General features: G+C 59.6%; 15 protein-coding genes. 12 read left to right on the top strand and 3 right to left on the bottom strand.

The annotated features are described in order from the left end of the window. Nucleotides 1-78: 78 nt before the first annotated feature. Nucleotides 79-1,377, top strand: coding sequence for a serine/threonine protein kinase (locus Q7W83_RS18730; RefSeq protein ID WP_150630186.1), 1,299 nt, complete (start codon nt 79-81; stop codon nt 1,375-1,377). Further along, nucleotides 1,370-2,158, top strand: a complete 789-nt coding sequence (locus tag Q7W83_RS18735; RefSeq protein WP_150630187.1) for an MlaA family lipoprotein — start codon at nt 1,370-1,372, stop codon at nt 2,156-2,158. The genes Q7W83_RS18730 and Q7W83_RS18735 overlap by 8 nt, the downstream gene beginning before the upstream one ends. A 187-nt stretch (nt 2,159-2,345) precedes the next feature. Here the strand turns inward: Q7W83_RS18735 and Q7W83_RS18740 are convergent, their stop codons facing one another. Continuing rightward, the gene (locus Q7W83_RS18740) at nt 2,346-3,260 is read right to left on the bottom strand and encodes a DUF808 domain-containing protein (RefSeq protein ID WP_473656473.1); all 915 of its coding nucleotides are present in this window, start codon (nt 3,258-3,260) and stop codon (nt 2,346-2,348) included. Between the two features lie 134 nt (nt 3,261-3,394). On the opposite strand from Q7W83_RS18740, the gene Q7W83_RS18745 reads away from it, so the two are divergent. Continuing rightward, the gene (locus Q7W83_RS18745; RefSeq protein WP_150630189.1) at nt 3,395-4,003 is read left to right on the top strand and encodes a TetR/AcrR family transcriptional regulator; all 609 of its coding nucleotides are present in this window, start codon (nt 3,395-3,397) and stop codon (nt 4,001-4,003) included. Between the two features lie 110 nt (nt 4,004-4,113). On the opposite strand, the gene Q7W83_RS18750 is transcribed toward Q7W83_RS18745, so the two are convergent. Next, complete coding sequence (locus tag Q7W83_RS18750; protein ID WP_150630190.1) at nt 4,114-4,572, bottom strand: REP-associated tyrosine transposase; 459 nt, start codon at nt 4,570-4,572, stop codon at nt 4,114-4,116. Nucleotides 4,573-4,769: 197 nt separating this feature from the next. Continuing rightward, nucleotides 4,770-5,210: a GlcG/HbpS family heme-binding protein gene (locus Q7W83_RS18755; RefSeq protein ID WP_150630191.1), complete on the bottom strand. Its 441-nt coding sequence runs from the start codon at nt 5,208-5,210 to the stop codon at nt 4,770-4,772. A gap of 267 nt (nt 5,211-5,477) precedes the next feature. On the opposite strand from Q7W83_RS18755, the gene gcl reads away from it, so the two are divergent. The 9 genes from gcl to Q7W83_RS18800 all read left to right on the top strand — a co-directional run bounded on the left by gcl (nt 5,478) and on the right by Q7W83_RS18800 (nt 16,638). Continuing rightward, nucleotides 5,478-7,253, top strand: a complete 1,776-nt coding sequence (gene gcl, locus Q7W83_RS18760) for a glyoxylate carboligase (protein WP_150630192.1) — start codon at nt 5,478-5,480, stop codon at nt 7,251-7,253. Between the two features lie 75 nt (nt 7,254-7,328). Continuing rightward, the gene (hyi, locus tag Q7W83_RS18765; protein ID WP_150630193.1) at nt 7,329-8,111 is read left to right on the top strand and encodes a hydroxypyruvate isomerase; all 783 of its coding nucleotides are present in this window, start codon (nt 7,329-7,331) and stop codon (nt 8,109-8,111) included. A gap of 154 nt (nt 8,112-8,265) precedes the next feature. Continuing rightward, on the top strand, nt 8,266-9,171 hold the full coding sequence (locus tag Q7W83_RS18770) for a 2-hydroxy-3-oxopropionate reductase (RefSeq protein ID WP_150637749.1): 906 nt from the start codon (nt 8,266-8,268) through the stop codon (nt 9,169-9,171). Nucleotides 9,172-9,311: 140 nt separating this feature from the next. Beyond that, a complete protein-coding gene (locus Q7W83_RS18775) occupies nt 9,312-10,592 on the top strand; it encodes a glycerate kinase type-2 family protein (RefSeq protein WP_150653833.1) in 1,281 nt (426 codons plus the stop codon). After that, nucleotides 10,582-11,997: a pyruvate kinase gene (gene pyk / locus Q7W83_RS18780; protein WP_150653832.1), complete on the top strand. Its 1,416-nt coding sequence runs from the start codon at nt 10,582-10,584 to the stop codon at nt 11,995-11,997. Before Q7W83_RS18775 ends, pyk begins: the two co-directional genes overlap by 11 nt. Nucleotides 11,998-12,159: 162 nt before the next feature. Then, nucleotides 12,160-13,074 (top strand): urea transporter, encoded by a 915-nt coding sequence (locus tag Q7W83_RS18785; RefSeq protein ID WP_473656474.1) that lies wholly within the window; start codon nt 12,160-12,162, stop codon nt 13,072-13,074. A 21-nt stretch (nt 13,075-13,095) separates the two neighbouring features. Then, complete coding sequence (locus Q7W83_RS18790; protein ID WP_473656475.1) at nt 13,096-13,920, top strand: ion transporter; 825 nt, start codon at nt 13,096-13,098, stop codon at nt 13,918-13,920. 93 nt (nt 13,921-14,013) lie between these two features. Beyond that, nucleotides 14,014-15,009 carry a sulfate ABC transporter substrate-binding protein gene (locus tag Q7W83_RS18795; protein WP_473656476.1) on the top strand — a complete coding sequence of 332 codons (996 nt, stop codon included), beginning with the start codon at nt 14,014-14,016 and terminating at the stop codon, nt 15,007-15,009. A gap of 423 nt (nt 15,010-15,432) precedes the next feature. Then, the gene (locus Q7W83_RS18800; protein WP_150653830.1) at nt 15,433-16,638 is read left to right on the top strand and encodes an MFS transporter; all 1,206 of its coding nucleotides are present in this window, start codon (nt 15,433-15,435) and stop codon (nt 16,636-16,638) included. The last annotated feature ends 19 nt before the right edge of the window (nt 16,639-16,657 follow it).

Consider the following 16,657-nt stretch of genomic DNA (forward strand, 5'->3'; position numbering starts at 1 on the left):
ATGCATGGCACTTTGGCGCAACCCCCGTGGTCATAGCCTGCGAACTTCATTCGGCACCGTTCTCTAAGGGATCCAGTCATGCTCCGTTCCTTGCGCTTTGCCGCCCTGTTTGGCGGCCTTATTTTGAGTGCGTCTGCACTGGCGGTCGATATCGACGCAGCCAGTTATGGCTTCCCCTTGACCAACCCGTTCGAGGCGACCATTGCCACGACGCCGCCGGACATGCGTCCGGAGCTGCCGCTTGACGAAGACATCGACCAGCAAACCCGCAGCGTCACGTTGCGCCCGGAGCGTGAGTTCGAACTGCCGGACAACTTCTGGCCGGTGAAGAAGCTCACCTACCGCATCGCCACCCAGGATAAAGCCGCCCCGCTGATCTTTCTGATCGCCGGCACCGGCGCACGCTATGACAGCAGCCTTAACGAATACCTGAAGAAGCTCTACTACAAGGCCGGTTACCACGTAGTGCAACTGTCGTCGCCCACCAGCTTCGACTTCATGAGCGCCGCCTCACGCTTTGCCACACCCGGTATCACCAAGGAAGACGCGGAAGACATGTACCGCGTGATGCAAGCCGTGCGGGCGCAAAACCCCGATGTGCCTGTCACCGACTACTACCTGACCGGTTACAGCCTGGGCGCACTGGACGCGGCATTCGTCGCACACCTGGACGAAACCCGCCGCAGCTTCAACTTCAAGAAAGTCTTGCTGCTCAACCCGCCGGTCAACCTCTACACCTCGATCACCAACCTCGACAAGCTGGTCCAGACCGAAGTCAAAGGCATCAACAACAGCACGACGTTCTATGAACTGGTGCTGAACAAGCTGACCCGCTACTTCCAGCAGAAAGGCTACATCGACCTCAACGATGCTCTGCTTTATGACTTCCAGCAGTCCAAGCAGCATCTGAGCAACGAACAGATGGCCATGTTGATCGGCACGTCGTTCCGCTTTTCGGCGGCCGACATCGCTTTCACCTCGGACCTGATCAACCGTCGCGGCCTGATCACGCCGCCGAAATACCCGATCACCGAAGGCACCAGCCTCACACCGTTCCTCAAGCGTGCGCTGCAGTGCGACTTCGACTGCTACATCACCGAACAAGTGATCCCGATGTGGCGCGCCCGCACCGACGGCGGAAGTCTGCTGCAACTGATCGACCAGGTGAGCCTGTATGCCCTGAAGGATTACCTGCACGACAGCCCGAAAATCGCGGTCATGCACAACGCCGACGACGTGATCCTCGGCCCGGGCGACCTTGGGTTCCTGCGCAAGACCTTCGGCGACCGCTTGACTGTTTATCCTCTGGGCGGCCACTGCGGCAACCTTAACTACCGCGTCAACAGCGACGCCATGCTGGAGTTCTTCCGTGGCTAAATACCTCCTGCTTGTCGCAGCGTTACTCTGTGCAGGCGTCGCCAATGCCGACAACAGCAAAGCCAATGCACCGGTCGTCATCGACGGCGACGGCTTCAAAGAGCCATTGAGCAAACTCAAATTCAACCCGGGGCTGGATCAGCGCGAGTTCGAACGCTCGACGCTCAACGCGCTGGCCGTCTACGACCCGCTGGAAGAGTGGAACCGCCGGGTTTATCACTTTAACTACCGCTTCGACCAATGGGTGTTCCTGCCAGTGGTCGATGGTTATCGCTACATCACGCCGAGCTTCCTGCGCACCGGCGTCAGCAACTTCTTCAACAACCTCGGCGACGTGCCGAACCTGATGAACAGCCTGCTGCAGTTCAAAGGCAAGCGCTCGATGGAAACCACCGCACGCCTGCTGCTCAACACCACCATCGGCATCGCAGGCCTGTGGGACCCGGCCACCGCCATGGGCCTGCCGCGCCAGAGCGAAGACTTCGGCCAGACGCTCGGTTTCTACGGCGTACCGGGCGGCGCCTACTTTGTGCTGCCGATCCTTGGCCCTTCCAACATTCGCGATACCGGCGGCCTGGCCGTGGACTTCACCGCCGAGAGCGCGATCAACTTCCTGAACGTTGCCGAAGTCAGCTCCAACCACCCTGAAGTCTGGGTCCTGCGCAGCATCGACAAGCGTCACCAGAACAGCTTCCGCTATGGCCAACTGAACTCGCCGTTCGAGTACGAGAAGGTGCGTTACGTGTACACCGAGTCGCGCAAATTGCAGATCGCCGAGTAATTCATCGCCACAAAAAAAGGCCATTCGATGTGAGTCGAATGGCCTTTTTCATGCGTTTTGTCCAACACCACACATCCCATGTGGGAGCTAGCCTGCTCGCGATGAGGCAGCATCAGTCCCCGTAAATGTTGACTGATCCACCGCTATCGCGAGCAGGCTCGCTCCCACAGTTGCATAGAGTCAGGCTTTAGTCTTTGACTGCCTTCCAGATTTTGCTGATGGCCATCACACCCGCCAACACCACCGCACCCGCCACAACCCCCGCCACCGCATTCAGCAACGTCGGCACGATAAACCCGGCACCGCCCGCCCCTGCGCTGACACTTTCGATCCAATGATGAACCACCGGTACACCGTGAGTCAGGATGCCACCGCCGACCAAAAACATTGCCGCCGTGCCAATCACCGACAGGCTTTTCATCATGTACGGCGCCGCACGCAGAATCCCGCCACCGATATTTTTGGCCATCTGCCCAGGCTTCTGGGTCAGCCAAAGACCCAGATCATCAAGCTTGACGATGCCGGCTACCAAGCCATAGACACCGATGGTCATGACGATGGCAATGCCCGACAGCACGATGACTTGCTGAGTCAGCGACGCGCCTGCCACGGTGCCGAGGGTGATGGCGATGATTTCCGCCGAAAGAATGAAGTCGGTACGGATGGCGCCCTTGATCTTGTCCTTCTCGAACGCCACCAGATCGACTGCCGGATCGGCCACGGCTTCGACCAGCTCTGCATGTTCAGCCTGGTCTTCAGCCTTGCTGTGCAGGAATTTGTGCGCGAGCTTTTCAAAGCCCTCGAAGCACAGGTAAGCACCACCGACCATCAACAACGGTGTGACCAGCCACGGAATGAATGCACTGATCGCCAGCGCAGACGGCACCAGAATCAGTTTGTTGAGAAACGAGCCCTTCGCCACTGCCCAAACGACCGGAATTTCCCGTTCGGCACGCACGCCGGAAACCTGTTGGGCGTTGAGCGCCAGATCGTCACCGAGCACGCCGGCGGTTTTCTTGGCGGCCATTTTGGTCATCAACGCCACATCGTCGAGTACCGCGGCAATGTCGTCGATCAGCAACAGTAAACTGCTTCCTGCCATGAATCAGATGTCCTTTTGGATTGAATGCTGCGCAGCATAGCGCGGCCGAGCGCCGCATGGGGCATTCTTGAGCGTCGCGCGAGGCCGGTGCTACCATGCGCAACCGCCAGAACAGGCAAGGAACCCCCTGGTTTATGAGCACCATCCGCGAGCGCAACAAAGAACTGATCCTGCGTGCCGCCAGTGAAGAGTTTGCCGACAAGGGCTTCGCTGCGACCAAAACCAGTGACATCGCAGCCAAGGCGGGATTGCCCAAGCCCAACGTCTATTACTACTTCAAATCCAAGGAAAACCTCTACCGCGAGGTGCTGGAAAGCATCATCGAGCCGATCTTGCAGGCCTCGACGCCGTTCAACGCCGACGGCGTGCCCAGTGAAGTGCTGAGCGGCTACATCCGCTCGAAAATCCGCATCTCCCGCGATTTGCCTTTCGCCTCGAAAGTGTTCGCCAGCGAAATCATGCACGGTGCGCCGCATCTGAGCGCCGATCTGGTGGAGCAGCTCAACGGCCAGGCCAAGCACAACATCGACTGCATCCAGACCTGGATCGACCGCGGCCAGATCGCCGCCATCGACCCCAACCACCTGATGTTCAGTATCTGGGCCGCGACCCAGACCTATGCCGACTTTGACTGGCAGATCACCGCCATCACCGGCAAGGCCAAGCTGGATGAAGAGGATTATGAAGCGGCGGCGCAGACGATTATTCGGTTGGTGCTGAAGGGGTGTGAGCCGGATCATTAAATTTGCGCTGACTTTATCGCTAGCAGGCTAGCTCCCACACTGGATCTGTGGCGCCCACAAATCCCCTGTGGGAGCTAGCCTGCTAGCGATGAAGACGACCCGGTTTCAGCTCAAACCCAAATGGCATCCCAGAGTGGATAGTCGCCAAGCTTTTCCACCAGTCCAGCCCGCAATGGGTTGGCCACGACATACCGCGCCACCTTCACCAAATCCTCCTCCCGCCGCAGAGCCCGGTCGTGAAAGCCTTTCTGCCAGAGGGTGATCTTGCGACCAGTAAACTGTTTCACTGCTTTGGTGCTCAGTGATTTGGTCTTTTGCATCAGGTCACCCAACGACCCCTCCTGTAACTCGACCAGCCAATGGAAATGATCGGGCATGATGACCCAGGCCAACGAATTAACGCAGCCTTGGTCTTGTGCGGCGCGAAACTGTGCGACGACCAATCGACCCAAGATAAAATCCTTGAAAACAGGTTTTCTAGCGAGTGTGTTGGTGGTCAAGAGATAGATGCGGTTTGGCTCAGCATAGCGGCCGATGCGTAAGCGGTTTGAAGCGGGTAAATCAGGCATTCCTTTGCCCCTGCATGATTAAAGTCATGAAGAAGGCTAGACCTGTGTTTATTAAATGGCGGGACAGACTTTTAGCCCGATGTGTCTGGACGATAGCTATCGCTAGCAGGCTAGCTCCCACAGTGATCTCTGATGCTCAGATAATCCCCTGTGGGAGCCAGCCTGCTGGCGATGGCGATAGATCAATCAATACAAGATCAAGCACTCACCCCCGCATCCGCCCGCAACCCCAACGCCTCGATCGCATTGATCGCACACTGCTCATCCACATCCGAAAGATCCCCGCTGATCCCCACCGCACCCAGCACGTTCCCGTCCTGATCCCGAATCAGCACGCCGCCTGGTGCCGGCACCACGCTGCCCTGCCCCAGGCTGTTCAACGCCGCGATAAATGCCGGACGCTGCTGGGCGTCCAGCGCCAGCAGGCGAGAGCCTTTGCCCAGCGCGATGGCGCCCCAGGCTTTGCCGATGGCGATCTGCGGGCGCAGCAGGCTGGCGCCGTCTTCGCGTTGCAGGGTGACCAGATGCCCGCCGGCATCCAGTACGGCGATGGTCAAGGGGGCCGCGGAAATTGCACGTGCGGCGGAAATGGCCTGACTGGTCAGGCTGACTGCCACTTTCAAGGTTAAAGCGCTCATGGTGCCGTCCTCATTTTGTTATAGGGAAAGCGGATGGACTGCGCGTTTGTGCCGCAGTCCGATGCAACAAATAGAACACAATGAGTTATTTTTTTGTATACAATAATTCTCGAAAAGCGCCACATGCGACGAAAAGCCACAGCAGAACAGGCTACCGACGAATGAAACAGTCGCTTGAGAAAATGGATTGACCTGCGCCGTCCGCCGTGAATACACTCTGCGCAAAGCCACTTGTATACAATTACAAAACGTAAGAGGCACAAAACCATGAGCAAAATGAGAGCAATCGAAGCCGCCGTTCTGGTGATGCGCCGTGAAGGGGTTGATACCGCTTTTGGCATCCCGGGCGCCGCAATCAACCCGCTGTACTCCGCCTTGCAGAAAGTCGGTGGCATCGATCATGTCCTCGCTCGCCACGTTGAAGGCGCCTCGCACATGGCCGAGGGCTACACCCGCACCAAGGCCGGCAACATCGGCGTGTGCATCGGCACTTCCGGCCCAGCCGGTACCGACATGGTCACCGGGCTCTACAGCGCCTCGGCCGACTCGATCCCGATTCTGTGCATCACCGGGCAAGCACCCCGCGCCCGCATGCATAAAGAAGACTTCCAGGCGGTCGACATCACCACCATCGTCAAACCGGTGACCAAGTGGGCGACCACGGTCATGGAACCAGGCCAGGTGCCCTATGCGTTCCAGAAGGCCTTCTATGAAATGCGCTCCGGCCGTCCGGGACCGGTGCTGATCGACCTGCCGTTCGACGTGCAGATGGCCGAGATCGAATTCGACATCGATGCCTACGAACCGCTGCCCCTGGCCAAGCCCACCGCTAACCGCGTGCAAATCGAGAAAGCCCTGGCCATGCTCGATCAAGCCGAGCGTCCATTGCTGGTCGCCGGTGGCGGCATCATCAATGCCGACGCCAGCGAGTTGCTGGTGGAATTCGCCGAACTGACCGGCATTCCGGTGATCCCGACCCTCATGGGTTGGGGCACGATCCCGGACGATCACCCGCTAATGGTTGGCATGGTTGGTCTGCAGACGTCGCACCGTTACGGCAACGCCACCCTGTTGAAGTCCGACGTGGTGCTGGGCGTCGGTAACCGTTGGGCCAACCGTCACACCGGCTCGATCGACGTGTACACCGAGGGCCGCAAGTTCATTCACGTTGACATCGAGCCGACGCAAATCGGCCGCGTGTTCAACCCGGACCTGGGCATCGTTTCCGACGCCGCTGCCGCGCTGACCGTGTTCATCGAAGTCGCTCGCGAATGGCAAGCTGCCGGCAAGCTGAAAAACCGCAGCGCCTGGCTGCAAGACTGCCAGCAGCGCAAAGCCAGCCTGCAGCGCAAGACCCACTTCGACAACGTGCCGGTCAAGCCGCAGCGCGTCTATGAAGAAATGAATCAGGTGTTCGGCAAAGACACCTGCTACGTCAGCACCATTGGTCTGTCGCAGATTGCCGGCGCGCAGTTCCTGCACGTCTACAAGCCGCGTCACTGGATCAACTGCGGTCAGGCCGGTCCGCTGGGCTGGACCATTCCAGCAGCACTGGGCGTGGTCAAGGCTGATCCGACCCGCAAGGTTGTGGCGCTGTCGGGCGACTATGATTTCCAGTTCATGATCGAAGAGTTGGCGGTGGGCGCGCAGTTCAAGCTGCCGTACATCCACGTTGTGGTAAACAACTCGTATCTGGGGCTGATCCGTCAGGCTCAGCGCGGTTTCGACATGGACTACTGCGTGCAGCTGTCCTTCGATAACCTGAACGCTCCGGAACTCAACGGTTACGGCGTCGATCACGTCGCAGTCGCCGAAGGCCTCGGCTGCAAGGCGCTGCGTGTGTTCGAACCGGCTCAGATCCAGCCTGCCCTGCGCAAGGCTCAGGAGCTGATCGAAGAGTTCAAGGTGCCGGTGATCGTCGAGATTATTCTGGAGCGCGTGACCAATATTTCCATGGGCACCGAGATCAACGCCGTCAACGAATTCGAAGACCTGGCGCTGGTGGGCAACGATGCGCCGACGGCGATTTCGTTGCTTGATTAACAGTTGATCGCTCTCCTTGCAGGAGCCAGCAAGTTGGCTCCTGCAAGGGACCTCACACATTTACGGGAGACCACCATGCCGCGTTTCGCAGCCAACCTGTCCATGCTGTTCACCGAACAGGATTTCCTCGCCCGTTTCGAAGCGGCCGCCAAGGCCGGCTTCAGTGGTGTCGAGTACCTGTTTCCTTACGACTTCAGCTCCGCCGAGATCAAGGCCAAGCTCGACGCCAACGGTTTGACCCAGGTGCTGTTCAACCTGCCGGCCGGTGACTGGGCCAAGGGCGAACGCGGTATCGCGTGCCTGCCGGACCGGGTCGAAGAGTTCCGCGCCGGGGTCGATCTGGCGATCGCCTACGCCCACGTGCTGGGCAACACCCAGGTCAACTGCCTGGCCGGTATTCGTCCACAAGGCGTCGATGATGCCACCGTGGAAAAAACCTTTGTCGCCAACCTCAAGTACGCGGCCGACAAGCTGCAAGCGGCGGGCATCAAACTGGTAATGGAAGCGATCAACACCCGCGACATCCCGGGTTTCTACCTGAACAACACGGCGCAAGCCCTGTCGATACGCGAACAGGTCGGCAGTGCCAACCTGTTCCTGCAATACGACATCTATCACATGCAAATCATGGAAGGCGACCTGGCCCGCACCATGGCCGCGCACCTGGGCGAGATCAACCACATCCAGTTGGCCGACAACCCTGGGCGCAACGAACCGGGCACCGGTGAAATCAACTACCGCTTCCTGTTCGAACACCTGGACCGGATTGGTTATCAAGGTTGGGTGGGTTGTGAATACAAGCCGCTGACCACCACCGAAGCGGGTCTGGGCTGGCTCAAAACCCACAACGCGATCTGACGTAGATCCCTGCGGGAGCGAGCCTGCTCGCGATAGCGGTGTGACATTCAACATGGATGTTGCCTGCTACACCGCTATCGCGAGCAGGCTCGCTCCCACAAAAAGCAACGCTCCCCTATTTGCTTGAGCAACACAAAAACAAGAGGAATTTCTCATGGCTAAAATCGGATTTATCGGCACCGGCATCATGGGCCACCCAATGGCGTTGAACCTGCAGAAAGCCGGTCACAGCCTGTTCCTGTCGGCGCACCACGACGCCGCGCCTGCCGACCTGATCGCTGCGGGCGCCGTCGCCCTGGCGAACCCGAAGGAAGTCGCGCAAGAAGCCGAATTCATCATCGTCATGGTGCCGGATACTCCGCAGGTCGATGATGTGCTGTTCCGCGCTGACGGTGTCGCTGCCGGTGTCGGCAAAGGCAAAATCGTCATCGACATGAGCTCGATCTCGCCCACCGCCACCAAAGCCTTCGCGGCCAAGATCAACGAAAAAGGCGCGCAATACCTCGATGCACCGGTGTCTGGCGGCGAAGTCGGCGCCAAGGCTGCGACCCTGAGCATCATGGTTGGCGGTGATGCCGATGCCTTCGAACGCGCCTTGCCGCTGTTTCAGGCGATGGGCAAGAACATCACCCTGGTCGGCGGTAACGGCGACGGGCAAACCGCGAAAGTGGCGAACCAGATCATCGTCGCGCTGAACATTCAGGCCGTCGCCGAAGCCCTGCTGTTCGCTTCGAAAAACGGCGCTGACCCAGCGAAGGTGCGTGAAGCGCTGATGGGTGGTTTCGCTTCGTCGAAAATCCTCGAAGTGCACGGCGAGCGAATGATCAAAGGCACCTTCGACCCGGGTTTCCGCATCAGTCTGCACCAGAAGGACCTGAACCTGGCCCTGCAAGGCGCCAAGGAACTGAACATCAACCTGCCGAACACCGCCAACACCCAGCAAGTATTCAGCACCTGCGCGGCCATCGGTGGCAGCAACTGGGACCACTCGGCACTGATCAAGGGCCTGGAACACATGGCGAATTTCTCGATTCGCGATAAGAACCAAGTCTCTGCCTAAACCTGTGGGAGCTAGCCTGCTAGCGATGAAATCGACGCGGTGTCTCTGATAGACCTCAGCGCCTGAATCGCTAGCAGGCTAGCTCCCACAAGGATCCGGGTTGCTCCACATCCCAATAACAAGAATTCCGGGAGCCCGCCATGTCGGTCGATCCGCAACAATTCCTGCGCGAGCTGTTTGCCACAGCCATTGACGCGGCCCATCCGCAGCAAGTCCTCGAAGCCCATTTACCCACCGACCGCAGCGGTCGCGTGATCGTCATCGGCGCCGGTAAAGCTGCCGCCGCCATGGCCCAGGTGGTCGAGCGCTGCTGGCAGGGTGAAGTGTCCGGTCTGGTGGTGACGCGTTACGGTCACGGCGCCCCGTGCGAAAAAATCGAAGTCGTCGAAGCCGCTCACCCGGTGCCGGACGCTGCTGGCCTGGCCGTCGCCAAACGCGTGCTGGAACTGGTCAGCAACCTCGGCGAAGACGACCGCGTGATCTTTCTGCTCTCCGGTGGCGGTTCTGCGTTACTGGCCCTTCCGGCCCAAGGCATCACCCTCGCCGACAAGCAATCGATCAATAAAGCTCTGCTCAAATCCGGCGCGACCATCGGCGAGATGAACTGCGTACGCAAGCACCTCTCGGCGATCAAGGGTGGCCGTCTCGGCAAGGCCTGCTGGCCCGCTACTGTTTATACCTACGCGATTTCCGATGTGCCGGGCGACCTCGCCACGGTCATCGCCTCCGGCCCCACCGTGGCCGACCCGAGCACCTCCGCCGAAGCGCTGGCGATCCTCAAGCGCTACGGCATCGAGGTTCCGGCCTCGGTGCGCAACTGGCTGCAAAGCGCCGAATCGGAAACGGTCAAACCCGGCGACCCGTGCCTGGCGCGCAGTCATTTCCAATTGATCGCCCGTCCACAACAGTCGCTTGAAGCCGCTGCGGTGAAAGCCCGTCAGGCCGGTTTCAGCCCGTTGATCCTCGGCGACCTCGAAGGCGAGTCCCGCGAAGTGGCCAAGGTTCACGCCGGTATCGCGCGGCAAGTGGTCTTGCATGGCCAGCCATTGGCGGCGCCGTGTGTGATTCTCTCGGGCGGTGAAACCACGGTCACCGTGCGCGGCAATGGCCGTGGCGGACGCAACGCCGAATTCCTGCTCAGCCTGACCGACAGCCTCAAAGGCTTGCCCGGCGTCTACGCGCTTGCCGGTGACACGGATGGCATCGACGGCTCCGAAGACAACGCCGGGGCGATCATGACCCCGGACAGCTATGCCCGCGCCGCCGCCCTCGGTTTGAGCGCCAGCGATGAACTCGACAACAACAATGGCTATGGCTATTTCGCGGCGCTCGACGCGCTGATCGTCACCGAGCCGACCCGCACCAACGTCAACGACTTCCGCGCCATCCTGATTCTCGAGAGCACAAAAAATGACGCCTGATAAAAAGGTCAAAATCCTCGCCACCCTCGGCCCGGCCACCGACGGGATCGAAGACATCCGTGAGCTGGTGCAGGCCGGGGTCAACATCTTCCGCCTGAACTTCAGCCACGGCGATCACGCCGACCACGCTCAACGCTATCAATGGATTCGTGAAGTCGAGCGCCAGCTGAATTACCCGCTCGGGATCCTGATGGACCTGCAAGGCCCGAAACTGCGAGTCGGCAAGTTCGCCGAAGGCAAGGTGCAGTTGCATCGTGGTCAGGCCCTGCGCCTGGACCTCGATCCGACGCCGGGTGACCAACGTCGAGTCAACCTGCCGCATCCGGAAATCATCGCCGCGCTGGAGCCGGGCATGGACCTGCTGCTGGACGACGGCAAGCTGCGGCTGCGCGTGGTGACCAAATACGCCGACGCGATCGACACCACCGTGCTCAATGGCGGCGAACTCTCGGACCGCAAAGGCGTGAACGTCCCACAAGCGGTGCTGGAGTTGAGCCCGCTGACGGCCAAGGATCGCCGCGATTTGAGTTTCGGCCTGGAGCTGGGTGTGGACTGGGTCGCGTTGTCGTTCGTGCAACGCCCGGAGGACATTCGCGAAGCGCGTGAACTGATCGGCAACAAAGCGTTTTTGATGGCCAAGATCGAGAAGCCGTCGGCCGTCACGCAACTGCGGGAAATCGCCGAACTGAGCGACGCGATCATGGTTGCCCGTGGCGACCTCGGTGTCGAAGTACCGGCCGAAAGCGTGCCGCAGATTCAGAAGAACATCATCAGCATCTGCCGCGAACTGGGTAAACCGGTGGTCGTGGCGACGCAGATGCTGGAGTCGATGCGTTTCTCCCCGGCCCCGACTCGCGCCGAAGTCACCGACGTCGCCAACGCAGTGGCCGAAGGCGCCGACGCCGTGATGCTGTCGGCGGAAACCGCGTCCGGCGAGTACCCGATGGAAGCCGTGCAGATGATGAGCAAAATCATCCGCCAGGTGGAAAACGGCCCGGATTATCAGACACAACTGGACGTCAGCCGGCCGAAGGCTGAGGCGACGGTTTCCGATGCGATCAGCTGTGCGATTCGTCGCATCAGTAACGTATTGCCAGTGGCGGTGCTGGTGAACTACAGCGAATCCGGCACGTCGAGCCTGCGTGCGGCCCGGGAACGGCCGACGGTGCCCATTCTGAACCTGACGCCGAACCTGCAGACGGCGCGCCGTTTAACGGTGGCGTGGGGCGTGCACTCGGTGGTCAATGATCGACTGCGGCAAGTGGATGAGGTGTGTTCGACCGCGCTGGAAATTGCCCAGGCGCAAGGGATGGCGCAGCGCGGGGACACGTTATTGATCACGGCAGGTGTGCCGTTTGGGCAACCGGGGTCGACTAACTCGTTGCGTATCGAGACGTTGATCTAGAGCGCCCATACCGGCCTCATCGCCAGCAGGATGGCTCCCACATTGGTTTTGTGTCGATCACGGAATCAAGACTGAACCCAGATTCAGTGTGGGAGCCAGCCTGCTGGCGATCAGGCAGGGTCGCGCTCGACCGACTCGCTCCCTTTGACTTTCAGAACTGCCATGCCTGCCAACCACTTCAACACCCACTGCCCCGATTGGGCGACTGCCCTGCTCAACGGCTTCAGCCAGATATTTCTCCAGCGCCATCCGCTGTTTGGTCTGCTGTGCCTGTCGGCGATTCTTTTTACCGCGCCGACCCTGCTCGGCGGTGCGCTGCTGGGCGGCGTCGCCGGTCTGCTCACCGCGCAACGTCGCAACTACGCCAAGGCCGATCGTCAGGCCGGACTGTTCAGTTACAACGGTGTCCTGCTCGGTTTGCTGCTGAGCCTGTATTTCCCCGGGTCAGCGCTGTTGCCGCCGCTGATCATCGCTGCGGGTGGACTGAGTGCGATGCTCACCCAACAGTGGCTCAGACGCATCCGGCTCAGCCAATACTTGCCTGCCTACACCGCGCCTTTCGTGGGGCTGGGCTGGTTGCTGCTGTGTTTCGCCACACCCTCGACAACCGCGCATTTGATCGAAATCAATACGCTGAACATGCTCACCGCCCCGCTGAAAGGCTTAGGCCAGGTGATGTTCCTCGGCCATCCGCTGGCCGGTGCGATGATTGCCGTGGGTTTGCTGATCGCTGATCGCCGCGCTTTCTGCTGGGCGTTGTTGGCGTCTGTCGCGGGCATGGGCTGGAGCCTGTTGCATCACGACTTCTATACCGCGTTGATCGGTCTCGGTGGCTATAACGCGGTACTCGCCGCCCTCGCCTTCAGCTCCCAGCGCCAGCAACCGTGGTTGCCGCTGGTCGGCATTGCATCAGCGCTGTTGCTGACGCCGGTGTTTGCCACCATCGGTCTGCCAACGCTGACCGCGCCGTTCATCCTCGCCTGCTGGCTGATCCGCACGGTTGTTCAAAGGCTCCGCAAGCCCACTGTCGCCGGTACGCCTTGCACTCTGGAGGAGAATCACCCTAGGCTGCGCTGATTCTCGATTCAGGCATTTTCCATGGACAGCAGCAAAAACTGGCGTGAAGACCTTTACGTCATGGTTTTCCAGAGCGACACCAAGGCCGGGCGGCGCTTCGACGGCATTCTGCTGTTGATCATCCTCGCCAGCATTGTCATCGTGATGCTCGACAGCATTGACTCGATTCATCAGAACTACGCCAACGTGCTGGCGTACATCGAGTGGGGTTTCACCGTCATTTTCGCCATCGAATATGGCCTGCGCCTGTACTGTTCGCCCAAGCCGTTGCGCTACGCGTTCAGCTTTTACGGGCTGGTGGATTTGCTGGCGATCGTACCCGGCATCCTCGCGCTGTATTACGCCGATGCCCAGTACCTGCTGATTATCCGGATCATCCGCATGCTGCGGATTTTCCGCGTGCTCAAGCTCAGCCCTTACCTGAAACAAGCCAACTACCTGATGTCGGCGCTGCGCGGCAGCAAGCAGAAGATCGTGGTGTTCCTGGTCAGTGTCTGCACGCTGGTGACGGTGTTCGGCACATTGATGTACGTGATCGAAGGTCCGGAACACGGCTTCACCAGCATTCCCAAAGGCATCTATTGGGCAATCGTGACGCTGACCACCGTCGGCTTCGGCGACATCGTGCCGAAGACGCCGCTGGGCCAGGTGATTTCCTCGCTGGTCATGATCACCGGTTACTCGATCATCGCCGTGCCCACCGGGATTTTCACCGCCGAACTGGCCAACGCCATGCGCGGCGAACAGTTGCAACACGACTGCCCGGTGTGCAAGAAAAACAGTCATGAGCATGGCGCTGCATTTTGCTCGCGGTGCGGTAATGCGTTGTTTAAAAAACTGGAATAAGCAAAGTGCTTTTTAATCTTTAAAGGACTATACGAGCCCGGTTATAGTCGCTGGCAAATTGCCTCACTTTTAAATTAGAACAAGGAATGCGCAGTGAAAAAACTCTTTGGCGCCTCACTTCTGGCCGCTGGCCTGGCATTGGCCAGCGTGGCTCAGGCTGCACCGACCCTGCTCAACGTTTCCTACGATGTGATGCGCGATTTCTACAAGGACTACAACGCTGCCTTCCAGAAACACTGGCAAGCCGAGCACAACGAAAACATCACCCTGCAGATGTCTTTCGGCGGTTCGAGCAAACAGGCGCGCTCCGTGATCGACGGCCTGCCGGCTGATGTCATCACCATGAACATGGCCACCGACATCAACGCCCTGGCGGACAACGGCAAACTGGTCCCGGACAACTGGGTTACCCTGCTGCCGGACAACAGCGCACCGTTCACCTCGGCCACCGTGTTCATTGTTCGCAAAGGCAACCCGAAAGCCCTGAAAGACTGGCCTGACCTGCTCAAGGACGGCGTGCAAGTGATCGTGCCGAACCCGAAAACCTCGGGCAACGGCCGCTACACCTATCTTTCGGCCTGGGGCTACGTACTCAAAAACGGCGGTGACGAGAACAAGGCCAAAGCCTTCGTCGGCAAACTGTTCAAACAAGCGCCAGTGCTCGATACCGGTGGCCGTGCCGCCACCACTACATTCATGACCAACCAGATCGGCGACGTGCTGGTGACCTTCGAAAACGAAGCGGAAATGATTGCCCGCGAGTTTGGTCGTGACCAGTTCGAAGTCATCTACCCAAGCGTCTCCGCCGAAGCCGAGCCGCCGGTGTCTGTGGTCGACAAAGTGGTCGAGAAGAAAGGCACCCGCGCGGCAGCCGAGGAATACCTGAAGTACCTGTGGTCGCCGGAAGGTCAGGAAATTGCCGCGGCAAACTACCTGCGTCCGCGTGACCCGGCGATACTGGCGAAGTACACCGACCGCTTCCCGAAAGTGGATTTCCTGTCGGTGGAGAAAACCTTTGGTGACTGGCGCACCGTGCAGAAGACGCACTTCAATGACGGCGGGATTTTTGATCAGATTTACACTCAGTAAACGCTGATGCCCCAATGAAAAAGGCGACCTTGGACGGTCGCCTTTTTTGTGGCGGACAGAAAACGATGTTCGCTGAAGACACACCCACCGTCAGCAAACTGCGATCCCCCGGCACCAGGTTCACAATCGGCACATCCTCCGGCACCAGGATTTTCTGCTGCCCGCCCTTGTAGTTAACGGCGAATCAGGTGACGGAACATCGCGTTCATGAACGTGCCCTCCGGTGATGAGTCGTAAGAGAGAACATAAGCACGCTATCGAACAAGATGTAAGTGAATGTATCATCGGATTCTGAAATTCAGGCGCAGGTTCCTGCGCCACTCATTCCGCAAAGGGATGATTGCTATCACTCCAATCCCTCTTCCGCCGATCCGGCCTGCCACTTAGCCTTCACGCATTCCTTTCTGTTCAGCGAGACACGTTATGAACTCAGCGACCCAGGTGCCCCACGGTGCCGCGACAATGACCAAAGGCATGGTGCTGCTATTTGCCTTCTGCTGCGGCGCCATCGTTGCCAATATTTACTACGCGCAACCGATCATCGGCCTGATCGCGCCCGACATCGGCCTGACCAGCACCATGGCCAGCCTGATCGTTTCGCTGACCCAGATTGGCTACGCGCTGGGCCTGTTCTTCCTGGTGCCGCTGGGTGACCTGGTGGAAAATCGTCGGTTGATGATCATCACCACCGTGGTGGCGATTGCCAGTCTGTTGGGCGCCGCGTTCACCGATCAGCCGAATGTGTTTCTGCTGATCTCGTTGCTGGTGGGTTTCAGTTCTGTGTCGGTACAGATCCTGATTCCACTGGCCGCGCATCTGGCGCCAGAGGAGTCTCGCGGGCGAGTGGTGGGCGGGATCATGGGCGGTTTGCTGTTGGGAATCCTGCTGGCGCGACCGGTGTCCAGCGTCGTGGCAGACCATTTCGGCTGGCGGGCGATGTTTGTGATTGCGGCGGTGTTGATGGCTGCGATCAGTATCGTGCTGGCCGTGACGATTCCCAAGCGCCAGCCTGATCACAGCGCTTCTTATGGGCAGTTGCTCGGCTCTCTGTGGACGCTGCTGCGCCAACAACCGGTGTTGCGTCAGCGCGCGTTTTATCAGGGTTGCATGTTCGCCACGTTCAGCCTGTTCTGGACCGCCGTGCCCCTGGAGTTGGCGCGTAATCATGGATTGTCGCAAACCCAGATCGCGATCTTCGCCCTGGTTGGCGCCATCGGTGCCATCGCCGCGCCTATCGCCGGTCGTCTGGCCGATGCTGGTCACACCCGCATCGCTTCGCTGCTGGCGCTGCTGTTCGCCAGCCTGAGCTTCCTGCCCGCGTTCATCCATCCGGTCTACAGCGTCATCGGCCTCGCCGTCACCGGCGTGGTGCTCGACTTCTGCGTGCAGATGAACATGGTCCTCGGCCAGCGGGCCGTCTACGCCCTTGACGCCAAAAGCCGCAGCCGCTTGAACGCGCTGTACATGACCAGCATCTTTATCGGCGGTGCGTTTGGTTCCTCGGTGGCCAGCGCGGTGTATGAGCATGGCGGCTGGTTGTGGATCGTGATGGTGGGCAGCGCGTTTCCACTGTTGGCTTTGTTGCGGTTTTTGAGCGTTTCGCAGGAGCGCTCGCTGGCGGCGGCATAGGCTGCAAAAAGCTTCGCGG

The organism is Pseudomonas sp. 300 (assembly GCF_055803035.1).

Coding starts and splice junctions, on each gene's coding strand:
- pyk (WP_150653832.1), top strand. CDS start 10,582: ATGACGCCTGATAAAAAGGTCAAAATCCTCGCCACCCTCGGCCCGGCC.
- Q7W83_RS18730 (WP_150630186.1), top strand. CDS start 79: ATGCTCCGTTCCTTGCGCTTTGCCGCCCTGTTTGGCGGCCTTATTTTG.
- Q7W83_RS18790 (WP_473656475.1), top strand. CDS start 13,096: ATGGACAGCAGCAAAAACTGGCGTGAAGACCTTTACGTCATGGTTTTC.
- Q7W83_RS18800 (WP_150653830.1), top strand. CDS start 15,433: ATGAACTCAGCGACCCAGGTGCCCCACGGTGCCGCGACAATGACCAAA.
- hyi (WP_150630193.1), top strand. CDS start 7,329: ATGCCGCGTTTCGCAGCCAACCTGTCCATGCTGTTCACCGAACAGGAT.
- Q7W83_RS18745 (WP_150630189.1), top strand. CDS start 3,395: ATGAGCACCATCCGCGAGCGCAACAAAGAACTGATCCTGCGTGCCGCC.
- Q7W83_RS18755 (WP_150630191.1), bottom strand. CDS start 5,210: ATGAGCGCTTTAACCTTGAAAGTGGCAGTCAGCCTGACCAGTCAGGCC.
- Q7W83_RS18750 (WP_150630190.1), bottom strand. CDS start 4,572: ATGCCTGATTTACCCGCTTCAAACCGCTTACGCATCGGCCGCTATGCT.
- Q7W83_RS18770 (WP_150637749.1), top strand. CDS start 8,266: ATGGCTAAAATCGGATTTATCGGCACCGGCATCATGGGCCACCCAATG.
- Q7W83_RS18740 (WP_473656473.1), bottom strand. CDS start 3,260: ATGGCAGGAAGCAGTTTACTGTTGCTGATCGACGACATTGCCGCGGTA.
- gcl (WP_150630192.1), top strand. CDS start 5,478: ATGAGCAAAATGAGAGCAATCGAAGCCGCCGTTCTGGTGATGCGCCGT.
- Q7W83_RS18785 (WP_473656474.1), top strand. CDS start 12,160: ATGCCTGCCAACCACTTCAACACCCACTGCCCCGATTGGGCGACTGCC.
- Q7W83_RS18775 (WP_150653833.1), top strand. CDS start 9,312: ATGTCGGTCGATCCGCAACAATTCCTGCGCGAGCTGTTTGCCACAGCC.